Source organism: Arthrobacter sorbitolis (assembly GCF_054510995.1).
The window spans coordinates 944538-965069 of sequence record NZ_JBTNDM010000001.1 but is presented as its reverse complement, the minus strand read 5'-3'; the positions used below and the strand labels follow the sequence as shown (position 1 = coordinate 965069).

Here is a 20532-nt window from a genome sequence, read left to right as displayed (position 1 = left end):
ATGGGACTGCCCGGGCCGGGAGGCGACGCGTTCGGCGACGAGCAGAGCCCACGCCGGCTCCTCGGGACCACGACGGTCTACGAGGGGCGCGTCTGGGACGTGGTCAGTGAACAGTTCAGCCTGACCGACGGCGGCGAGGCCATCACGCGGGACTTCATCCGGCATCCGGGAGCGGTGGCGGTGCTGGTGCTGAACGACGAAGGGCAGGTCCTCCTGCTGCGCCAGTACCGCCATCCGGTCCGGATGGCGCTCTGGGAGATCCCCGCTGGCCTCCTCGACGAGGACGGCGAGGAGTTCGTGGACGCCGCCGCCCGTGAGCTCGCGGAGGAGGCCGACCTCACCGCCCGGCAGTGGCACGTCCTCGTCGACCTGTTCCTGTCACCGGGTTCGTCCTCCGAAGCCCTCCGCGTGTACCTGGCCCGCGGCATCGGCGACGTCCCCGAGGCCGACCGGCACACGCGCACCCACGAGGAAGCCGAGATCGAGCTGCAGTGGGTGGACCTCGATGCCGCGGTGGACGCGGTGCTCGAAGGACGCATCCACAGCCCCTCGGCGGTCGCGGCGATCCTCGCCGCGCGCGTGGCACGCGAGAACGGCTTCGTCGACCTCCGCCCCGCGACGACCCCCTGGCCCGAGCACCCGAGCCAGCACGCGACATGGCCACGCGGCGCCGTGCTCGAGGGCTGACGTGACGGGACCGGAGCCCGTCGGCGGCGGGCCGCTGTCCCCCCTCATCCGGGACTACCTGCGGCACATGTCCGTCGAGCGGGGGCTGTCCGTGAACACGCTCTCGGCCTACGGGCGTGACCTCCGGCGCTACGAGGCGTTCCTCGACGCGCGGGGTGTCCCGGACGCCCCGGCCATCACACGGCACGACGTCTCGGCCTTCGCGCAGGCGGTGGCCTCGGGGGAGGACGGACTCACGGCCCTGAGCCCGCGGTCCGCGGCCCGCACCGTCGTCGCGGTCCGCGGTCTGCACCGGTTCTGGGCACTGGAGGGGATCACCGAGGGCGATCCGGCCCGGGACGTCCACCCGCCCATGACGGGGCAGCGGCTCCCGAAGGCCATCCCGGTCGCCGACGTGGTGCGCATCCTCGAGTCCGTCGACACCGCCACCCCGTCCGGGCAGCGCGACCGCGCGCTGCTCGAGTTCCTGTACTCGACGGGCGCGAGGATCAGCGAGGCCGTCGGCCTCGACATCGACGACGTCTCCGTCAGTGAGGCGCCGGACGGACCCGCAGTCGTGCGGCTGACGGGCAAGGGGTCCAAGGAGCGCCTGGTCCCCGTGGGGTCGTACGCCGCGAGGGCCGTCGACGCCTACCTCGTCCGGGGCCGCCCGGCCCTCGCGGCGAAGGGCAAGGGCAGCCCGGCCCTCTTCCTCAACGCGCGGGGCGGCCGCCTGAGCCGCCAGAGCGCCTGGACCATCCTGAAGACCGCGACGGAACGTGCTGAGGTCGCGCGTGACGTCTCGCCCCACACGCTGCGGCACTCCTTCGCCACACACCTGCTCGAGGGGGGTGCTGACGTCCGCGTGGTGCAGGAACTCCTCGGGCACGCCTCCGTCACGACCACCCAGGTGTACACGCTCGTCACCGCCGACACCCTGCGGGAAGTCTATGCAGCCGCACATCCCCGTGCCCGCGCCTGAACCGGCGGGAGCGCCCGTCGACGCGGTGCGGCCGGGCGAGTGGGTGACCGTCGACGGCGTGTCCTTCCGCTGCGTCGTCCTGTGCTTCCTGTTCAGGACCTGCGGTCAGGGCGGGGCATCCCGGGAGGTGCTCCTCGGACTGAAGCGCACCGGCTTCGGCAGCGGCAGGGTGGTCGCGCTCGGCGGCAAGATCGACGGGCAGGAATCCGCCCTGGACGCCGCGGTGCGCGAGGTCGCCGAGGAGAGCGGGATAGAGCTCGCACCGGGCGACGTGGACGACGCAGGCCGCATCACGTGGTCCTTCCCGGCCCGGCCGGCCTGGAACATGCTGGCGTTCCTCTTCACGGCCGGGGCCGGCACAGCGACGCCGGGTACCAGCGAGGAGATCGAACCCCGCTGGTACCCGGTCGACGCGCTCCCGTGGGACGCCATGTGGCAGGACGCGCCCTCCTGGGTGCCGTCCGTCCTCGAGGGGCGCAGGATCGACGCCTCCATCGTGATGGACGCCGACAACGAGGGTGTGGCCGGCGCCGTCGTGCGGTGAGACGCCGACCCCCTGCCTGGACGTGCCTGGACGTGCCTGGACGTGCCTGGACGTGCCTGGACCCCCGGGTGTCAGCCCTCGCCCACGTGCCGCTCGTCGGGTCCGTCGTAGAGGCTGAGGGGCCTGATCAGCGAGTTCGAGGCCGCCTGCTCCATGATGTGCGCCGTCCAGCCGGTGATGCGGGCGGCGATGAAGAGGGGCGTGAACATCTCGGTGTCGAAGCCCATGAGGTGGTAGGTGGGCCCGGCGGGGTAGTCGAGGTTGGGCTTGATCCCCTTGGCCTCGTCCATCGCCGACTCCAGCCCCGTGTACAGGCCGAGGATCTCGCCGCGCCCGTAGTACTCGATCATGGCGTCGAGCGCCGACTTCATCGTGGGGACGCGGGAGTCGCCGTGCTTGTACACGCGGTGGCCGAAGCCCATGACCTTCTTCTTCGCGGCCAGGGCGTCCTCCATCCAGGCCTTCGCGCGGGCGGCCGCCTCCTCGCGGGTCTCGTCCTCGCGGATGCCGATCTCCTCGAAGGTGTGCATGACGGCCTCGTTCGCGCCGCCGTGCAGTGCTCCCTTGAGGGCGCCGATCGCACCGGTGACCGCCGAGTGCAGGTCCGAGAGGGTCGAGGTGATGACGCGCGCCGTGAAGGTCGACGCATTGAAGGAGTGCTCCGCGTACAGGACCATCGACACGTCGAACGCGTGGACCACCTCCGCGGGCGCCTCCTCGCCGAAGGTCATCCACAGGAAGTTCGCCGAGTAGCCGAGGTCCTCCCGGGGTTCCACACGGGCCTGCCCGCGGCGGCGCCGCTGGTCGTAGGCGACGACGGCGGGGAAGACCGCGAGGAGCGCCGCGGCCTTCTCCCTGTCCGCTTCCGGCGAGTTGTCCCCGGCCAGGGGGTGGTTCGCTCCCAGCACGGACACCGCGGTGCGTGCCACGTCCATCGGGTGCGCGGTCAGCGGCAGGAGGTCGATGGCCGCGACGACGTTGTCCGGGAGCGCGCGGTGCGCGCGCTCGAACGCGTCGAAACCCGCCCGCTCGTCGGCGTCGGGCAGTTCGCCGTTCCACAGGAGGTAGGCGATCTCCTCGAAGTCGCGGTGACCGGCCAGTTCCTGGACCGGGTAGCCCCGGTAGAGCAGCGAATTGGTGTCTGGATTGACCTTCGAGATCGCGGTGGTGTCCACCACGACCCCTGCGAGCCCCTTGTGGATCTCCGGTTCTGTCACGACTGTTCCCTCTCTGCGTTCGGTCCGTCGGATGCGGGTTCGCCCGTCCGGACGCCGCCCGGCACCTCGAAGTCGAACACGGAGGAGTCGAAGCGGTTGTATCCCTCGTAGTCCACCAGTTCGTAGAGGCGGCCACGCGTCTGCATGTCGGCCACTGCCGCTTCCTGCGTGCCGTGGGCCCTGATCGAGTCCAGCGTACGCTCGGCCGCGCCCATCGCACTGCGCAGCAGCGTCACGGGGTAGATCACCAGGGTGACGCCCACCTCCTGCAGCTGCTCCACCGTGAACAGGTCGCTCTTGCCGAACTCGGTCATGTTCGCGAGGATCGGCACGTCGACGGCGTCGCGGATGGCCCTGAACTCGTCGAGGCTCCGCATGGCCTCGGGGAAGACGGCATCCGCGCCTGCCTCGACGAGTGCCCGTGACCGCTCCTGCGCTGCCGCAAGGGTGTCGGTACCCCGGATGTCGGTGCGGGCCATGATGAGGAAGTTCGGGTCGCGGCGCGCATCGGCCGCGGCGCGGATGCGCTTCACCGCCGTGTCGAGGTCGACGACGTTCTTCCCGTCCAGGTGGCCGCACCGCTTCGGGTTGAACTGGTCCTCGATGTGGCAGCCGGCGAGGCCGGCGTTCTCGAGCTCCTGCACGCTGCGGGCCACGTTCATGGGTTCGCCGAAGCCCGTGTCGGCGTCGACGATGCACGGCAGGTCCGTCATGCGGGCGATCTGCCCGGCGCGGTGCGCGACCTCCGTCAGGGTGGTGAGGCCGATGTCCGGCAGGCCGAGGTCGGCGGCGATCACGGCGCCGGAGATGTAGACGCCGTCGAAGCCCTTGTCGCCGATGAGGCGGGCGGACAGGGGATTGAACGCGCCCGGGAACTGCTGGATCCGGTCCGAGGCCAGTGCCTCCCTGAGGTTCCGGCGCTTCTGCTCGGGGGTGATGCTCGAATACAGCACGCCGCCCCCTACAGGAGTCCCTGCGGCGCGCCGGCCGCATCGATGACGCCGGGCCGGGCCACGATGTTCAGCTGTCCGAGCGCTCCGGCGGGGAGGTCGGGCAGCTGCTCGGCGGCGGCCAGGAAGCGGTCGAGTTCGGTGTCGTCGACGACGCCGGCGGCCAGCATCCGCAGCTTGGCGACGTAGTCCGCGCGGGCGAACGGCCTCGCACCGAGGGGGTGTGCGTCCGCCACCGCGATCTCGTCGGTGATCACGGTGCCGTCCGTGAGGGTGATCTCGACCCTGCCGCCGAACGCCTTCTCGGCGATGTCCAGGGAGTGGTAGCGGCGCGTCCACTCGGGGTCCTCGAGGGTGGTCACCCTGCGCCACAGGGCGACGGTGTCCGGCCGGGCGGCGCGTGCCGGGGCGTAGGAGTCCTCGTGGTGCCAGCGGCCGTCCTGCAGCGCCACGGTGAAGATGTACGGGATCGAGTGGTCGAGCGTCTCCCGCGAGGCGGTGGGGTCGTACTTCTGCGGGTCGTTGGCCCCGGAACCGATGACGTAGTGCGTGTGGTGCGAGGTGTGGATGACGACGGACGCCACGTTCTGCGGGTCCGTGACCTCGGGGTGGGAGCCGTGCAGGCGCCGGGCGAGGTCGATCCAGGCCTGGGCCTGGTACTCGGCGGAGTGCTCCTTGGTGTACGTGTCCAGGATGGCGCGCTTCGCTTCGCCCCGGGCCGGCAGGGGCACCTCGTAGGACGCCTCCGGTCCGTCGAGGAGCCAGGCGATGACGCCGTCCTCGCCCTCGTAGATGGGCGTGGGGGAGGTCTGGCCGCGCATCGCCCGGTCCACCGCCTCCACCGCCATCTTGCCCGCGAAGGCGGGCGCGTGCGCCTTCCAGGTGGAGATCTCGCCCTTGCGCGACTGGCGGGTCGCCGTCGTCGTGTGCAGGGCCTGGCCGACGGCGTGGAAGATGACCTCCGGGTCGAGGTCCAGCAGGGTGCCGATGCCCGCCGCTGCCGACGGGCCGAGGTGCGCGACGTGGTCGATCTTGTGCTCGTGCAGGCAGATGGCCTTCACGAGGTCCACCTGTACCTCGTAGGCCGTCGCGAGCGCCCGCACGAGGTCCCGGCCCGAGGCGCCGGTGTGCTGGGCCGCCGCCAGGATCGGCGGGATGTTGTCGCCCGGGTGCGAGTAGTCGGCGGCGAGGAAGGTGTCGTGGTAGTCGAGCTCACGCACCGCGACGCCGTTGGCCCAGGCCGCCCACTCGGCCGAGACGGGGGTGTCGACGCCGAACACCGCGGCGCCGGCGCCGTGGGCGGACACCGGATGGCTCAGCGCCTGGGCGCGGGCGGCGACGACGGGCGCCCGCGTCAGCGAGGCGAGGGCCACGGACGCGTTGTCGATGATCCGGTTGACGACCATGTCGGCGACCTCGGGTGTCACCTCCACGGGGTCGACGGCGACCTCGGCGATCTTCCAGGCGAGCTGGCCGGTGCGGGGGAGGTTCTCCTCGCTGCGGTGGACGCGGACGGGATGGAGTTCCATGGTGTTCCTCTCGGTACTGCGGGCTGGTGCGGGCTGGTACGGGCTGGTGCGGAAGTGCGGGCCGGTGCGGGCCGGGTCAGCTGTGCGGGGGCTCGTGCTTGCGCATGGTCGGGGCGAGCAGGTGCTGCAGGCTGTGGTGGAGGTGCACGCGCATCGACGCCTCGGCGAGGTCGGCATTGCCGGAGGCGAGGGCGAGGGCGATCTGCTCGTGCTCCCGCGCGGATGCGAGCAGGCGCTCCGGGTTGTCCCGCGCGAGGCGGCGGACCCTCGCGAGGTGGGTGCGGATCGGCTTCTGCGCCTGCAGCAGGTAGCGGTTCCCGGCGGCGGCGTCGATGCACTGGTCGAGTCGGGCGACGAGCGCGTAGTACGCGTCCTGGGTGCCGCCGTCGTCCTCGATGAGCCGCCCGGCGAGGGCGAACTCCCCGGCGAGCGCGGCGAAGACGCCGTGGTCCCCGCGGGAGGCCGCGAGCCGTACGGCGGCGCATTCGAGGGGCAGGCGGACCTCGAACACGTCGGTGACGGCCTCGAGGGAGATGGCGGAGACGACGACGCCGCGGCCCGCGTGCGGTGCGGCGAGGCCGTCGGCGATGAGCCGGGAGAGCGCCTCGCGGAGGGGGGTGCGGGAGACACCGAGCCTGGCCGACTGCTCCACCTCGGCCAGCACGTCACCCGGGGCGAGCCGCCACTCCACGATGTCCGACCGGAGCAGGGCGTAGGCGCGATCACTGGCCCTCATCCCGTTGCCTCCCCGTCCGCGGTGCTGCTGGTCCGCCCGCTGTCGCGGTGCGGTATCCGATCCAATGTATGCACAGGCAGGCCCAGATACAAGGAAAAGCCGCGGTGAAGCCGGAATGACGACCCAAATGTATACAGTGCGAGATGGGGGATACTGATGCTCACCAACCACGCGCGACGAGGGGCGATCATGGCTGAAGGACACGGGGCCGGGCCCGGGACTCTCCCCGGACAGGACTACCGACGGCTGCACGCCGAGAGCCTCGCGGACCCGGAGCGGTTCTGGCTGGACGCCGCGCGCGCGGTCGACTGGGCGGACCCACCCGCTGTCGCCGCGGGCGGCCCGGACGCCCCGCTGCACCGCTGGTTCCCCGGTGCCTCCCTCAACACGAGCTACAACGCCCTCGACCGCCACGTCGAGGCCGGCCGGGGCGGCCAGGCGGCACTCGTCTACGACTCCGCGATGCTCGGCACCTCCCGCACCCTCACGTACTCCGAGCTCCGCGACGAGGTCGCCGTCTTCGCGGGAATGCTCGCAGGCCTCGGCGTCGGTCGGGGCGACAGGGTCCTCGTCTACCTGCCGATGATCCCCGAGGCCGTCGTGGCCATGCTCGCCTGCGCCCGGATCGGCGCGGTCCACTCCGTGGTCTTCGGTGGCTTCGCCGCCGCCGAACTGGCTGCGCGCATCAAGGACGCCCGGCCCTCGGCGGTCGTGACGGCGGACGGCGGCATCGAACCGGGCCGGCGCGTCGAATACCTCCCGGCCGTCCAGGAGGCGCTCGCGCTCGCCGACAGCACCGGGACGCCCGTCGTCGTGAAGGCGCGCGGGGGGTTCGCCCACGGCGTCGCAGGGTACCGGGAACCGGGGACGCGGTGGCTGGACTGGGACGCGGCCGTCTCCACCGCCGACGCCGTCCCGCCCGTGGAGGTCGCCGCCACCGACCCGCTCTACATCCTCTACACCTCCGGCACCACCGGCTCCCCGAAGGGCGTGGTGCGCGACAACGGCGGGCACGCCGTCGCGCTCACCTGGTCCATGCGGGCGATCTTCGGCGTGGGACCGGGAGACACGATGCTGACGGCGTCCGACGTCGGCTGGGTGGTCGGCCACTCCTACATCGTCTACGGGCCGCTCCTGGCAGGCGCCACGACCGTCCTGTACGAAGGGAAGCCCGTGGGCACCCCCGACGCCGGGGCCTTCGGACGGCTCATCGAACAGCACCGCGTCAAGGTGCTGTTCACCGCGCCGACCGCCCTGCGCTCCGTCCGGCGGGCGGACCCTGCCGGCGCGGCCGTCCGCGCCCACGACCTCTCCTCGCTGGAGACGCTCTTCTCGGCCGGGGAGCGGCTCGACACCGGGACCTCGGAGTGGATCGGCGAGGTCCTCGGTGTGCCCGTCGTCGACAACTGGTGGCAGACGGAGACCGGGTGGCCGATCTGCGCGAACCCGCGCGGACTGGGCGGCGTCCCGCTGAAGGCCGGCTCACCGTCCCTGCCCTCGCCCGGGTTCGACGTCGTCATCCTCGACCCGGGTGGTTCACCGGTGCCGGCCGGGACCGAGGGGAGCATCGCCCTCCGCCTCCCGCTGCCGCCCGGCACCCTGACGACCCTGTGGGGCAGCGACGACCGCTACCGTGCCGCGTACCTCAGCGACGTCGAGGGCTTCTACACGAGCGGCGACTCCGGGTACCTGGACGAGGACGGCTACCTGTTCGTGATGGGCCGCACCGACGACGTCATCAACGTGGCGGGCCACCGGCTCTCGACGGGCGCGATCGAACAGGTGGTCGCCCGGCACCCGGCCGTGGCCGAGTGCGCGGTCCTCGGGCTGCCGGACCCCGTCAAGGGACAGCGCGCGAGCGGCTACGTGGTCCTGAAGGCGGGTGTCTCCATCGACCCGGCGACGCTCCAGGCCGAGCTCGTGGCGATGGTCCGCCGCACGATCGGGCCCGTGGCCGACTTCCGGTCCGCCGTCGTCGTCGAGGCGCTGCCGAAGACGCGGTCCGGGAAGATCCTGCGGAAGACGATGCGGCAGATGGCGGCGGGCACCGCCTACGCCGTCCCCTCCACCATCGAGGACCCCTCGGTGCTCGAGGCGCTGGAACCCCTGCTGCGCGAGGCGACGGACGGACGGCCGGCCGACGGGTGATCCGCCCGGGCGCTAGTGGTCCGCGGCGTTGCGTGCCCAGCTGTACTCGAACTCGGGGCGCCCCCGCGTCCCGTACCGGGGCGTGCGCTGGACCGACTGCTGGTCGGCGAGGTACTCGAGATAGCGCCGCGCCGTGACCCTCGACATGGACAGGGCCTCCGACACCTCGACGGCCGAGGTGGGAGCGGGGAGCTCCTTGAGGAGCCGCGACACGGTGCGCAGTGTCTCCGCCGAGAGTCCCTTCGGCAGCAGGGCGGCCGTCGCCGGGCGCAGCGAGGCGAAGGCCGAGTCGACCTCCGCCTGGGTGGTGGTGGACGCCTGCTCCACCAGGTTCCGGCGGAAGTCGCGGTAGGCACCGAGCTTCTCGCTGAACGCCGAGTAGGTGAACGGCTTGATGAGGTACTGGACGATCCCCGAGGAGATGGCCGAGCGGACCACCTGCAGGTCCCGCACGGCCGTGATCGCGACGATGTCCAGGGGCAGCCCGAGGCCACGCACCCGGCGGACGATGTCCAGGCCGTGGGCGTCCGGGAGGTTCATGTCCAGCAGCATGAGGTCGACGGCGGCGGGCGCCTCCCTCCGGGCCCCGCCGGCCAGGTGGAGGAAGGACGCGAGTTCCGCGCCGCTCCGGGCGATCCCCACCAGTTCGAACCCCTCGAGCCGCCGGACGTACTCCGCGTGGGCGTCCGCGGCGACCGGGTCGTCCTCCACGACGAGGACCCGGATGGCGCTCATGGCCTGGCCCCGCCCTCGGCGCCCTGCGCCGCGGCCGACCCGGTGCCGATCGACGTGCCCGGTGACGTGCCCGGTGACGTGCCTGCCGACGTGCCGTCCGGCCCGGGGCGGCCCGCGGCGCCGGGCAGGGGGAGGCGCACCGAGAAGCGCGCGCCGCCGTCGTCGGTGTCCGTCACCTCGATCGACCCGCCGAAGCGCTCGACGGCCTGCCGGACGAGGGCGAGCCCGATGCCCCGTCCGGAGCCCTCCGCCGCGTCCGCCTTCGTGCTGTAGCCGAACGCGAACACCTTGGCCTTCTCCGAGTCGGGCAGCCCGTTGCCGCTGTCCTCCACCACGATCTCGAGCCCTGCGGTCGCGTCCCCGCCGGTCCTGCGCACCGTGAGGACCACCCGCGGTTCGGCGGAGGCGGCGGCCTCGTCGAACGCGTTGTCGAGCAGGTTGCCGATGATCGTCACCACATCGACCGGATTGAGCGAACCCGCCTGCGCATCGGCGGCGATGTCGGTCGTCAGTTCGATCCCGCGCTCGTTCGCCTGGGCCGCCTTGCCCACCAGGAGGGCCGCGATGAACGGTTCGTCGATCGCGCCGACCACCTCGTCGGTGAGGCGCTGCGACTGCTGCAGGTCCCGGGTGGCGAACTCGAGGGCGTCGGCGTTCCGTCCGAGCTCCACCAGCGAGACGATCGTGTGGAGCCGGTTGGCGTGCTCGTGCGTCTGCGAGCGCAGCGCGTCGGTGAGGGTACGCATCGTCTGGACCTGTCCGGTCAGCGCCTCGATCTCCGTGTGGTCGCGCAGCGTCGTCACCGTGCCGAGCGCCGCCTGCTGGTGGGTGCCGCGCCGTGCCGGGGCGGGCGGGACGGCCGGCTCCTGGTTCACCACGAGTACCCGGCTGGCGGTGAGATGCACCTCGTCGTGCGCGCGCCGACCCGACGCGAGGAGTTCCCGCAGGGACCGCGGCACGGCGAGACGCGACGCCGGGACCGGGTGCTGCTTCCCGTCCAGTTCGAGGAGGCGTGCTGCCTCGTCGTTGTAGAGGACGAGGCGACCGGCGGCGTCGGTCAGGAGCAGTCCCTCCCGCACGGAATGCAGGACGGAGTCGTAGAACACGAACGTGCGGGACAGTTCCGCCGGTCCCATGCCCAGCGTCGCCCGCCGGAGGCGCCGGCTCAGCAGGAACGAGGCGAGGGCCCCCAGCGCCAGGGAGCCCAGTGCGATCAGCGCGACGAGGGGCAACTGCGCATTGCGGGCGATCGCGGCACGGTCCACGGTGATCCCCGAGGCGACCATCGCCCGCACCGTCCCGCCGTCGTCCACCACCGGCACGATCGACCGGATCGACGGGCCGAGGGTCCCCGCGTAGGTCTCGGTGTGCGTCCGTCCGGCGAGGGCCTCCGCGACCGAGCCGATGTACGGCCTGCCGATCTGCTCCGGGTTGCGGTGCGTGAACCGGGTGCGGTCCGTGCCCATGATGGTGATGAAGTCCACGCCCAGGCGGTCCATCACGTCGACGGCGTAGGGCTGCAGCGTGGCGGAGGGATCGGGCCCCTGCACGGCGTCGAGGACGGCCGGCTCGAGGGCGATGGCGGTGGAGACCGCGACCATCCGCTCGGCCGCGGCGTCGTTGACGCCCTGCGCGGCGTCGACGTACAGGATGACGGACAGGGAGGCCGAGAGCACCAGGATGAACACGAGCTGGGTGAGGAAGAACTGTCGGGCAAGACTCCATCGACGCACGCGGCGATCCCGCTCCTTCCTGTTCCCGTCGGCCCGCCACGGGAGCGACGTGCAGGTTAGCGGGACCGTGACCAGTATGAACTCAATGGTGATCCCGGTCACTCCCACTGCCATGATGAAGAGGATCACAACAACACTACGCTCCTGGTGAGACCCCTCCGGCGAAGAACGACCTTCGCCGCCGGCGCCCCCGGGCAGCGGACACCAAGGAGAACACATGGCCATCGCATCGTCGCGGTCCGAGACCGGACCCGCGCAACCCCGCAAGAGGGTCGACAAGACCCACTTCCTCTACATCGCGGTCATCGTCGCCGTCGTCCTCGGCGCGATCCTGGGCCTCGCCGCTCCCGAGTTCGCCAAGGCGCTCAAGCCGATCGGGACCGGGTTCATCAACCTCATCAAGATGATGATCGCCCCGATCATCTTCTGCACCATCGTGCTGGGCGTCGGGTCCATCGCGAAGGCGGCGACGGTGGGCAAGGTCGGCGGCCTCGCCCTCGGCTACTTCATGGTCATGTCGACCTTCGCGCTCGGCATCGGCCTCGTGGTCGGCAACCTCATCAACCCGGGCGAAGGCCTGGACATCTCATCGTCGACGTACGAGCTCCCCGCCACCGCCGAGGGCGCACCCGAGGGCACCGTCGGATTCCTGCTGAGCATCATCCCGACCACGCTCCTGTCCGCCCTGACCGGACCCAGCATCCTGCAGACCCTGTTCGTCGCACTGCTCGTCGGCTTCGCGCTGCAGAAGATGGGCTCCGCCGGTACGCCGATCCTCCGCGGCATCGGCCACATCCAAGCCCTCGTGTTCCGCATCCTCATCATGATCATGTGGCTGGCGCCGATCGGCGCCTTCGGTGCCATCGCCGCCGTCGTCGGGGAGACCGGCGTGCAGGCGATCATCAGCATGGCGACCCTCATGATCGCCTTCTACATCACCTGCGCCCTGTTCATCGTCGTCATCCTGGGCGGACTCCTGAAGATCGTGACCGGCGTCAACATCTTCAAGCTGATGAAGTACCTGGGCCGGGAGTACCTGCTGATCTTCAGCACCTCCTCCTCCGAGGCGGCACTGCCCCGCCTGATCGCGAAGATGGAGCACGTCGGTGTCTCCAAGCCCGTCGTCGGCATCACCGTCCCCACGGGTTATTCGTTCAACCTTGACGGCACGGCGATCTACCTCACCATGGCGGCGCTCTTCGTCGCCGAGGCGCTCGGAAAGCCGCTGGCCCTGGGTGAGCAGATCTCCCTGCTGATCTTCATGATCATCGCCTCGAAGGGTGCCGCAGGCGTCACGGGTGCCGGCCTGGCGACCCTCGCCGGCGGCCTCCAGTCGCACCGCCCCGACCTGGTGGACGGTGTCGGCCTGATCGTCGGCATCGACCGCTTCATGTCCGAGGCGCGTGCACTGACGAACTTCACCGGGAACGCCGTGGCCACCGTGCTCATCGGCACCTGGACCAAGGAGATCGACCGGGCCCGCGTGGACGAGGTCCTCGAGGGACGCCTGCCCTTCGACGAGGCCACGATGGCCACCGATCACCGCTTCGACAACGACGACGTCGAGGCCGGCGCCGAGGCGAGGACCGACGCGGCGGTCCGCGGCACCAGCGCCCACTGACGCTCGGGAACCGAGCACGTCGAGCCGACGACGGCGGCAACCCTGGACACAGGTCCGCCGCCGTCGTCCGTTCCCGGTCGTCCGTTCCCGGTCGTCCGTTCCTGAGCGGGCCGCCCCGGTCGGGTGGATCGGAGCGAAGGTTCTACCTCAGGTGGAGGCTCAAGGCTCGGCACCGTCCGGCATCCCGCTTCGCGGCCGTCGGCACCGGCGTTGTACCGTTGACTAGAAGAAAAGCCGCTCGGACACCGTTCAGCGACCGGCCGCACCGAATTCGATGGAAGCGTGGAGAAATACGTGAGTAGTGAACAGGGTTCCACAACTCTGCCCAGCGCAGTGGACGCGGGATTCGGCCCCACCGGCCGCCCTGTGACGGAGTTCCCTGAACCCCGGATCCTCGAGTCGCACGGCCCGGCGAGGGTGATCGCGATGGTCAACCAGAAGGGTGGAGTGGGGAAGACGACGTCGACCATCAACCTCGGGGCGGCGCTCGCCGAAGCGGGCCGCAAGGTGCTCCTCGTGGACTTCGACCCCCAGGGCGCGCTGTCCGCGGGCCTCGGCACCAACCCCCACGAGCTCGACGTGACGGTGTACAACGTGCTGATGGACCGCAAGGTGTCCATCCAGGACGCCATCCAGCACACCGCGATCGAGAACATCGACCTGCTGCCCGCCAACATCGACCTCTCCGCGGCCGAGGTGCAGCTGGTCAACGAGGTCGCCCGCGAGCAGGTCCTCGACCGGGCGCTCCGGAAGGTGTCGGACGACTACGACGTCATCCTCATCGACTGCCAGCCGTCCCTCGGGCTCCTCACGGTTAACGCCCTCACGGCCGCGCACGGCGTCATCATCCCGCTCATCTGCGAGTTCTTCGCGCTGCGCGCTGTGGCACTGCTGGTCGAGACGATCGAGAAGGTCCAGGACCGCCTCAACCCGCGGCTGCAGATCGACGGCGTGCTGGCGACCATGTACGACGCGAGGACCCTGCACAGCCGGGAAGTGATCGCGCGCCTCGTCGAGGCCTTCGGGGACAAGGTCTTCGAGACCGTCATCAAGCGCACCATCAAGTTCGCGGACGCGACCGTGGCCGCCGAGCCCATCACGTCCTACGCCGCGAACCACTCGGGCGCCGATGCCTACCGCAGTCTCGCGAGGGAGCTCATCAGCAGGGGCGGAGCGCCCTAGTGCCCGTCCCCTCCGGGTCCGCCCGGTACCCCTAGTGGCGGACCAGACGGTCTTCGAGGTGCAGCTGGCCAACTTCAGCGGACCCTTCGACCTGCTGCTGAACCTCATCTCGCGGCGCGAACTCGACATCACGGAGATCGCCCTGGCGCAGGTGACGGACGAGTTCATCGCGCACATCCGCCGCATCCAGGCCGCGGAGGGGGAGTGGAGGCTCGACGAGGCGAGCGAGTTCCTCGTGGTCGCCGCCACGCTCCTCGACCTGAAGGCGGCCCGCCTGCTGCCGGCCGGTGCCGTCGAGGACGAGGAGGACATCGCCCTCCTGGAAGCGCGTGATCTCCTGTTCGCCCGGCTCCTGCAGTACAGGGCCTTCAAGGAGATGGCCCGCCGGCTCGCGGCCCGGCTCGAGGAGGAGGACACCCGCTACGCACGCGACGTACCGCTCGAACCCTCCTTCACGAGCCTGCTGCCCGAGCTCGTCTGGAAGCATTTCCCGGCGGACCTCGCCGCGCTCGCGGCGAGGCTGCTCGCCCCGCGCCAGGAGCAGCCGGCCGAGGTGGCGATCGGCCACCTGCACGCGCCGCCCGTCAGCGTGCGCGACCAAGCGCTGGTGGTGCAGGACCTGCTGCGGAGCAGAGGCCCTCTCTCCTTCCGGCAGCTGACCGAGGACGCCGGATCGCGGATGGTGCTCGTGGTGCGGTTCCTCGCCCTGCTGGAGCTCTTCCGGGACGGCGCCGTCTCCTTCGACCAGCAGGCACCGCTGTCGGAGCTGCTGGTGAGCTGGAGCGCGGACGACGAGCGGTGGACCGCCGATCCGGTGAACGACCTCGCGGGCACCGACCTCGTGCACAGCGGAGGAGCGCTCCATGGATGAGACCGATGCGGGAGGGGCCGCCGACGTGGAGCCGGCCGACGGGGAGTCCGCCGGGACGACGCACGCCGTTCCCCTCGAGGCGATGCCGGGAGGCCTCCGTGGTGCCGTCGAGGCCATCCTCATGGTCACCGACCGGCCCGTGACCGACGGACAGCTCGCGGCGGCGCTGGACCGGCCCGTCGGACAGGTGCACGACGTCCTCGTGGGACTGCAGCACGAGTACGACGGCTATACTGGCTCAGGCGCCCAGGGCACCGAACCCGCATCGCCACGCGGTTTCGAACTGCGGAACATCGCCGGCGGGTGGCGCATCTTCTCCCGGAAGCACTTCGCCTCCGTCGTCGCAGACTTCGTCCTCGACGGTCAGTCCGCGCGGCTCTCGCAGGCAGCACTCGAGACCCTGACGGTCATCGCGTACCGCCAGCCCGTGTCCCGAGCCCGGGTCTCCGCCATCCGGGGCGTCACCGTCGACTCCGTGGTCCGTACCCTGCTCCAGCGCGGCCTCGTTGTCGAGATGGAGACCGATCCGGAGACCGGAGCGGTCCTCTATGGGACCACTTCCCTGTTTCTGGAAAGATTGGGGTTGGGCAGCGTCGACGAATTGCCCCGGATCGCTCCCCACCTGCCAGGGCTCGAAAGCCTCGGGGAGTATGACGAAACGACGTACTGAGCACGACCTACACGAAGGACTTCTCCACATGACACAGCCGCCAGGATCCGGTTCCGGACGCAACACGCCGCGCCGCGGCGGGTCGACGGGCCGTCCATCCGACGCTGCCCGCGGCCGGGGGACCTCACCCCGCAGCAGTTCCGGGCAGGGCGGCGCAGGCCGTTCCGGCGAGGGCCGCCCGTCAGCAGGCGGCGACCGTCGCGCATCCGGTGAGGGCCGCCCGTTCTCCGACCGCGGTGAGCGCACCGGTGGCCGTCCCGGGCAGGGCGGCGCAGGCCGTTCCGGTGAGGGCCGCCCGTTCGCAGGGGGCGACCGTCGCGCATCCGGTGAGGGCCGCCCGTTCTCCGACCGCGGTGAGCGCGCCGGTGGCCGCTCCGGCGAGGGCCGCCCGTCAGCAGGCGGCGACCGTCGCGAGTCCGCCGAGGGCCGCGCCCGCGCAGCCGCAGGGCGCCCGTCCGCCGGTACGCCTGCCGGCCGGTTCGGCGCCAAGACCGGAGGACGTCCAGGGAGCAAGCCCGGCCGGCCCGGTGCGGCTCCGGGAGCGCGCTCCGGCGGACAGGGCGGGGCACAGGGCGGAGGACGCCCGACCCCGCCGGGAGCCAAGGCCTTCGGGCGCGAGCGCTTCGGCCAGAACCTCGGCCCGGTCCGTGCGCCGAAGCCCAAGCGTGCGAGCCGTCCCGCGGACGAGATCGACGTCCACAATCCGGAGGGCGTGCGCCTGCAGAAGATCATGGCCCTCGCGGGCGTGGCATCGCGCCGCGTGTGCGAGGAGATGATCCTCGACGGGCGCGTGGAGGTCGACGGGACCGTCGTGACGGAACTCGGCGTGCGCGTCGATCCCGCCGAGGCCGCCATCCACGTGGACGGCATCCGGCTCCAGCTCAACGAGCACCTGAAGTACTACGTGTTCAACAAGCCCCGCGGCGTCGTCTCCACCATGGAGGACCCCGAGGGACGCCGCTGCATCAGCGACTTCCTGAAGAACAAGGACAAGAGCGAGCGGCTCTTCCATGTGGGCCGGCTCGACGCCGAGACGGAGGGCCTGCTCCTGCTCACCAACGACGGGGAACTCACCAACCGGCTGACGCACCCGTCCTACGAGGTCCCCAAGACCTACCTCGTGCAGGTCCGCGGCCCCATGGCGCAGGGCATCGGTGCGCAGATGAAGGAGGGCATCGAGCTCGAGGACGGCCTCGCGCAGGTCGACTCCTTCAAGCTCGTCGACTCCACGCCCGGGCACATCCTCGTCGAGGTAGTCCTGCACTCGGGCCGCAACCGCATCGTCCGCCGGCTGTTCGACGCCGTCGGCCACCCCGTCGAGCGCCTTGTGCGCACCCAGGTGGGCCCCATCCGGATCGGGGACCAGCGCCAGGGCAGCATCCGCGTGCTCGGGCGCCAGGAGGTCGGGCACCTGATGGCATCGGTGGGCCTCTAGCCGATGACCACACGCACGGACCAGGGCACGCACCTCACGGGCCCCGTCCTCATCATCGGGGCGGGCCTGCTGGGAGCGAGCATCGGGCTGGGCCTGCGCGCCCGCGGGATCGACGTCGTCCTGTCCGACAGTTCCCCCTCCACGGAGGCGGTCGCCCGTGACATCGGCGCCGGACGGCTCCACGGCGACGCGCAGGCCGCGGGGGAGGACCTGTCCCCGGAACTCGTGGTCGTCGCGACCCCGCCCGACGTCACGGCACGCGTCGTCGCCGAGGCCCTGCGGGCCCATCCGCGGGCCGTCGTCGTGGACATCTGCAGCGTGAAGGAGGCGATCCTGCACGAGCTCGTCGCGACTCCCGGCATGGCGGAGCATGCGCCCCGCTACGTGGGGACCCATCCGATGGCGGGCCGCGAGAAGTCCGGTCCCGTCGCGGCACGCGCAGAGCTCTTCACCGGTGCTCCCTGGGTGCTCTGCGCCCATGCCGGCAGTGCCCCGGAGGCCGTCCGCCGCGCGGAATCGCTCGCCGTCGATCTCGGTGCCGTACCCGCGCGCATGACCGCCGAGGAACACGACGAGGCCGTCGCCCTGATCTCCCACCTGCCGCAGGTCGTGTCGTCGCTCGTCGCGAGCAGGCTGCAAGACTCCCCGCCGCGGGCCCTCTCGCTCGCCGGCAACGGGCTGCGGGACGTCACGCGCATCGCGGCGAGCGACCCCCGGCTGTGGGTCCAGATCCTGTCCGCCAACGCCGGCCGGCTCGTGGAGATCCTCTACGGGGTGCGGGACGACCTGAACCGGCTGATCGGCACCCTCGAGGACCCGACGGCCGGCGGCGCGCGGCTCGACATGGCCCAGCTGATGTCCGAGGGGAACGCGGGCCAGGCCCGCGTCCCCGGCAAGCACGGCACGCCGCCAAACTCCTTCGCGCGGCTGACCGTGCTCGTCGACGACGTGCCGGGTCAGATCGCCAAGCTCCTGACGGAGATCGGGCACACCGGTATCAACGTCGAGGACTTCAGGCTCGAACACTCACCGGGACGCGAGCTGGGCCTCGCCGAACTCTCGGTCCTGCCCGGCAGGCTGCAGGAATTGACGGAGTCCCTCACGCAGCGGGGCTGGAAGGTAGTGCAGTGACGCAGGCTTCAGCAGGGACCACGCAGCGCTCCGTCGGGACGGCGTCGCCGTCCCCCTACTCCGGGTTCCGCCTCGGCAAATCCCTCGTCGTGGCCATCGACGGCCCGTCCGGATCCGGCAAGTCGAGCGTGAGCAGGGAGGTCGCCCGCCGCCTCCGCGCGGCCTACCTGGACACGGGGGCGATGTACCGGGCGGTCACGCTGCACTGCATCGCGACGGGGACCGACCTGCACGACGGCGCCGCCGTGGAGGCCGCGGCACGGGACATCGAGCTCTTCATCAGCACGAGCCCCGACCGCGAATCGGTCACCATCGCGGGAGACGACGTCACGTCCGCCATCCGCGAGCCGGAGGTCTCCTCCGCGGTGAGCGCCGTCGCCACGACCCTGGGCGCCCGCGCCGAACTGATCCGGCGCCAGCGTGCGCTCATCGCCGGCGCCGGCCACCGGATCGTCGCGGAGGGGCGTGACATCACCACCGTCGTCGCCCCCGACGCCGAGGTGCGCATCCTCCTCACGGCCAGCGAGGAGGCCCGGCTGCGACGCCGCGGCGACCAGCTCGGCGGCACCCAGTCCGACGCCCAGCTCCGGCGCCAGGTCACGGAGCGGGACGCGAAGGACTCCGCCGTCGTGAACTTCCAGCAGGCCGCCGACGGCGTCGTCACGCTCGACTCCTCAGACCTCGACTTCGAGCAGACCGTCTCGGCGGTCCTCGGCATCGTGCGCACCGTGGCGCACTAGCCGGACCAGCACGTCAACGACTCAGGGCCCCGCGCCCACCAGGACCGCCGTCGGGAGACGGCCCCAACCGAAGGACAGAACAATGAGCGAGAACCTTTCGCCGGATGCACCCGACACAGGAACGGGCGAGGACTACGAGCCCACGGGCGAGGACCAGGTCAGCGCGCTGCTGGACACCCTCGACGACGCCGAGGCCGAGCAGCGTGCCGCCTCCCTGCGCGCCGGCCTCGAGGACTACGAGCTCGACGAGGAGGACGCCGCGCTCCTCGCCCGGCAGGACGAGGAGTACGTCGACGAGGCGGAGGGGCGCCTCAACCCCGTGCTCGCCATCGTCGGCCGCCCCAACGTCGGCAAGTCCACGCTGGTGAACAGGATCCTCGGACGCCGCGAGGCCGTCGTCGAGGACACGCCCGGCGTGACGCGTGACCGGGTGTCCTACCCGGCGCAGTGGTCCGGCCGGAACTTCACGCTCGTGGACACCGGTGGCTGGGAGCAGGACGCCAAGGGCATCGCCGCACGCGTCGCCGACCAGGCCGAGATCGCCGTCGACATGGCCGATGCGGTGCTGTTCGTCGTCGACGCGACCGTCGGTGCCACCGCCACCGACGAGGCCGTGGTGCGCATGCTGCGCCGCAAGAAGCGGCCCGTCATCCTCGTGGCCAACAAGGTGGACGACATCCAGAACGAGGCCGACGCCTCCGCGCTGTGGGGGCTCGGCTTCGGGCAGCCCTGGCCGGTGTCCGCCCTGCACGGGCGCGGCACCGCGGACATGCTGGACCAGGTCAACGAGATCCTCCCCGAGTTCTCCGAGCACGGCGGCATCGAGCGGTCCGGCGGCCCCCGGCGCGTCGCGCTGATCGGCCGCCCCAACGTGGGGAAGTCCTCCCTGCTCAACAAGCTCGCGGGCTCCGACCGCGTCGTCGTCGACCCGCTGGCCGGCACCACGCGCGACCCCGTGGACGAGATGATCGAGCTCGGCGGGCGCACCTGGCGCTTCGTCGACACGGCGGGCATCCGCCGCCGCGTGCACATGCAGCAGGGCGCGGACTTCTACGCGTCGCTGCGGACCCAGTCCGCCCTCGAGAAGGCCGAGGTCGCCGTCGTGCTCCTCGCCGTCGACGAGGTGCTGAGCGAGCAGGACATCCGCATCCTGAACCTCGCGATCGAATCCGGACGGGCCATCGTGCTCGCGTTCAACAAGTGGGACCTGCTCGACGACGAGCGTCGCCGGTACCTCGAGCGTGAGATCGAGCAGGATCTCGCGCACGTGGAATGGGCGCCGCGCGTGAACATCTCGGCGCTCACCGGCTGGCACAAGGACCGCCTGGTGCCTGCGCTCGACGTCGCACTCGAGTCCTGGGACCGACGCATCCCCACGGGCCGCCTCAATGCGTTCCTCGGCGAGCTCGTGGCCGCCCACCCGCACCCCGTGCGCGGCGGGAAGCAGCCACGCATCCTCTTCGGCACGCAGGCCTCGAGCCGCCCGCCGCGGTTCGTGCTGTTCACCACCGGCTTCCTCGACCCCGGCTACCGCCGCTTCATCACGCGCCGCCTGCGGGAGACGTTCGGCTTCGAGGGCACGCCCATCGAGGTCAGCATGCGCGTCCGCGAGAAGCGGAGCCGCAAGCGCTGACACCTCCGG

The 20532-nt window shown here is 71.4% G+C and carries 18 protein-coding genes; 12 read left to right on the top strand and 6 right to left on the bottom strand.

The window, feature by feature from the left end; translation table 11 throughout:
• From ACX80K_RS04525 to ACX80K_RS04515, 3 genes are read left to right on the top strand one after another with little or no spacing between them, the layout of a single operon-like run.
• Positions 1–687 (top strand): NUDIX domain-containing protein, encoded by a 687-nt coding sequence (locus tag ACX80K_RS04525; protein ID WP_459270643.1) that lies wholly within the window; start codon positions 1–3, stop codon positions 685–687.
• 1 nt (position 688) lies between these two features.
• Positions 689–1648 (top strand): site-specific tyrosine recombinase XerD, encoded by a 960-nt coding sequence (xerD, locus tag ACX80K_RS04520; protein ID WP_459270642.1) that lies wholly within the window; start codon positions 689–691, stop codon positions 1646–1648.
• Positions 1617–2192, top strand: a complete 576-nt coding sequence (locus ACX80K_RS04515; protein WP_459270641.1) for an 8-oxo-dGTP diphosphatase — start codon at positions 1617–1619, stop codon at positions 2190–2192. The genes xerD and ACX80K_RS04515 overlap by 32 nt, the downstream gene beginning before the upstream one ends.
• Before the next feature lie 71 nt (positions 2193–2263).
• Here the strand turns inward: ACX80K_RS04515 and ACX80K_RS04510 are convergent, their stop codons facing one another.
• The 4 genes from ACX80K_RS04510 to ACX80K_RS04495 form a co-directional block, all read right to left on the bottom strand.
• Positions 2264–3409: a bifunctional 2-methylcitrate synthase/citrate synthase gene (locus tag ACX80K_RS04510; RefSeq protein WP_459270640.1), complete on the bottom strand. Its 1146-nt coding sequence runs from the start codon at positions 3407–3409 to the stop codon at positions 2264–2266.
• Complete coding sequence (gene prpB / locus ACX80K_RS04505) at positions 3406–4362, bottom strand: methylisocitrate lyase (RefSeq protein WP_459270639.1); 957 nt, start codon at positions 4360–4362, stop codon at positions 3406–3408. Before prpB ends, ACX80K_RS04510 begins: the two co-directional genes overlap by 4 nt.
• 8 nt (positions 4363–4370) lie before the next feature.
• Positions 4371–5888: an MmgE/PrpD family protein gene (locus tag ACX80K_RS04500; RefSeq protein WP_459270638.1), complete on the bottom strand. Its 1518-nt coding sequence runs from the start codon at positions 5886–5888 to the stop codon at positions 4371–4373.
• A gap of 76 nt (positions 5889–5964) precedes the next feature.
• Entirely contained in the window at positions 5965–6624 is a 660-nt protein-coding gene (locus ACX80K_RS04495) for a GntR family transcriptional regulator (protein ID WP_459270637.1), read from the bottom strand.
• Between the two features lie 189 nt (positions 6625–6813).
• Between ACX80K_RS04495 and ACX80K_RS04490 the strand changes: the two genes are divergently transcribed.
• Positions 6814–8772, top strand: a complete 1959-nt coding sequence (locus ACX80K_RS04490) for an AMP-binding protein (RefSeq protein WP_459270636.1) — start codon at positions 6814–6816, stop codon at positions 8770–8772.
• Positions 8773–8784: 12 nt separating this feature from the next.
• Here ACX80K_RS04490 and ACX80K_RS04485 read toward each other — a convergent pair whose 3' ends face one another.
• Both ACX80K_RS04485 and ACX80K_RS04480 read right to left on the bottom strand, forming a co-directional pair.
• The gene (locus tag ACX80K_RS04485) at positions 8785–9507 is read right to left on the bottom strand and encodes a response regulator (RefSeq protein WP_459270635.1); all 723 of its coding nucleotides are present in this window, start codon (positions 9505–9507) and stop codon (positions 8785–8787) included.
• Positions 9504–11240 (bottom strand): sensor histidine kinase, encoded by a 1737-nt coding sequence (locus tag ACX80K_RS04480; RefSeq protein WP_459270634.1) that lies wholly within the window; start codon positions 11238–11240, stop codon positions 9504–9506. Before ACX80K_RS04480 ends, ACX80K_RS04485 begins: the two co-directional genes overlap by 4 nt.
• Before the next feature lie 217 nt (positions 11241–11457).
• Here ACX80K_RS04480 and ACX80K_RS04475 point away from each other — a divergent pair, with 217 nt between their 5' ends.
• From ACX80K_RS04475 to der, 8 genes are all read left to right on the top strand, one after another.
• On the top strand, positions 11458–12861 hold the full coding sequence (locus tag ACX80K_RS04475) for a cation:dicarboxylate symporter family transporter (protein ID WP_459270633.1): 1404 nt from the start codon (positions 11458–11460) through the stop codon (positions 12859–12861).
• Between the two features lie 294 nt (positions 12862–13155).
• Positions 13156–14043 (top strand): ParA family protein, encoded by an 888-nt coding sequence (locus ACX80K_RS04470; protein WP_104182236.1) that lies wholly within the window; start codon positions 13156–13158, stop codon positions 14041–14043.
• A 34-nt stretch (positions 14044–14077) separates the two neighbouring features.
• Complete coding sequence (locus ACX80K_RS04465) at positions 14078–14914, top strand: segregation and condensation protein A (RefSeq protein WP_459270632.1); 837 nt, start codon at positions 14078–14080, stop codon at positions 14912–14914.
• Entirely contained in the window at positions 14907–15584 is a 678-nt protein-coding gene (gene scpB / locus ACX80K_RS04460; protein WP_459270631.1) for an SMC-Scp complex subunit ScpB, read from the top strand. Before ACX80K_RS04465 ends, scpB begins: the two co-directional genes overlap by 8 nt.
• Before the next feature lie 28 nt (positions 15585–15612).
• The gene (locus tag ACX80K_RS04455) at positions 15613–17019 is read left to right on the top strand and encodes a pseudouridine synthase (RefSeq protein WP_459270630.1); all 1407 of its coding nucleotides are present in this window, start codon (positions 15613–15615) and stop codon (positions 17017–17019) included.
• Between the two features lie 3 nt (positions 17020–17022).
• Positions 17023–18150 carry a prephenate dehydrogenase gene (locus ACX80K_RS04450; RefSeq protein WP_459270629.1) on the top strand — a complete coding sequence of 376 codons (1128 nt, stop codon included), beginning with the start codon at positions 17023–17025 and terminating at the stop codon, positions 18148–18150.
• A gap of 89 nt (positions 18151–18239) precedes the next feature.
• Positions 18240–18890: a (d)CMP kinase gene (gene cmk, locus ACX80K_RS04445; RefSeq protein ID WP_459270689.1), complete on the top strand. Its 651-nt coding sequence runs from the start codon at positions 18240–18242 to the stop codon at positions 18888–18890.
• Between the two features lie 82 nt (positions 18891–18972).
• Positions 18973–20523 carry a ribosome biogenesis GTPase Der gene (der, locus tag ACX80K_RS04440; protein WP_459270628.1) on the top strand — a complete coding sequence of 517 codons (1551 nt, stop codon included), beginning with the start codon at positions 18973–18975 and terminating at the stop codon, positions 20521–20523.
• Positions 20524–20532 lie beyond the last annotated feature (9 nt).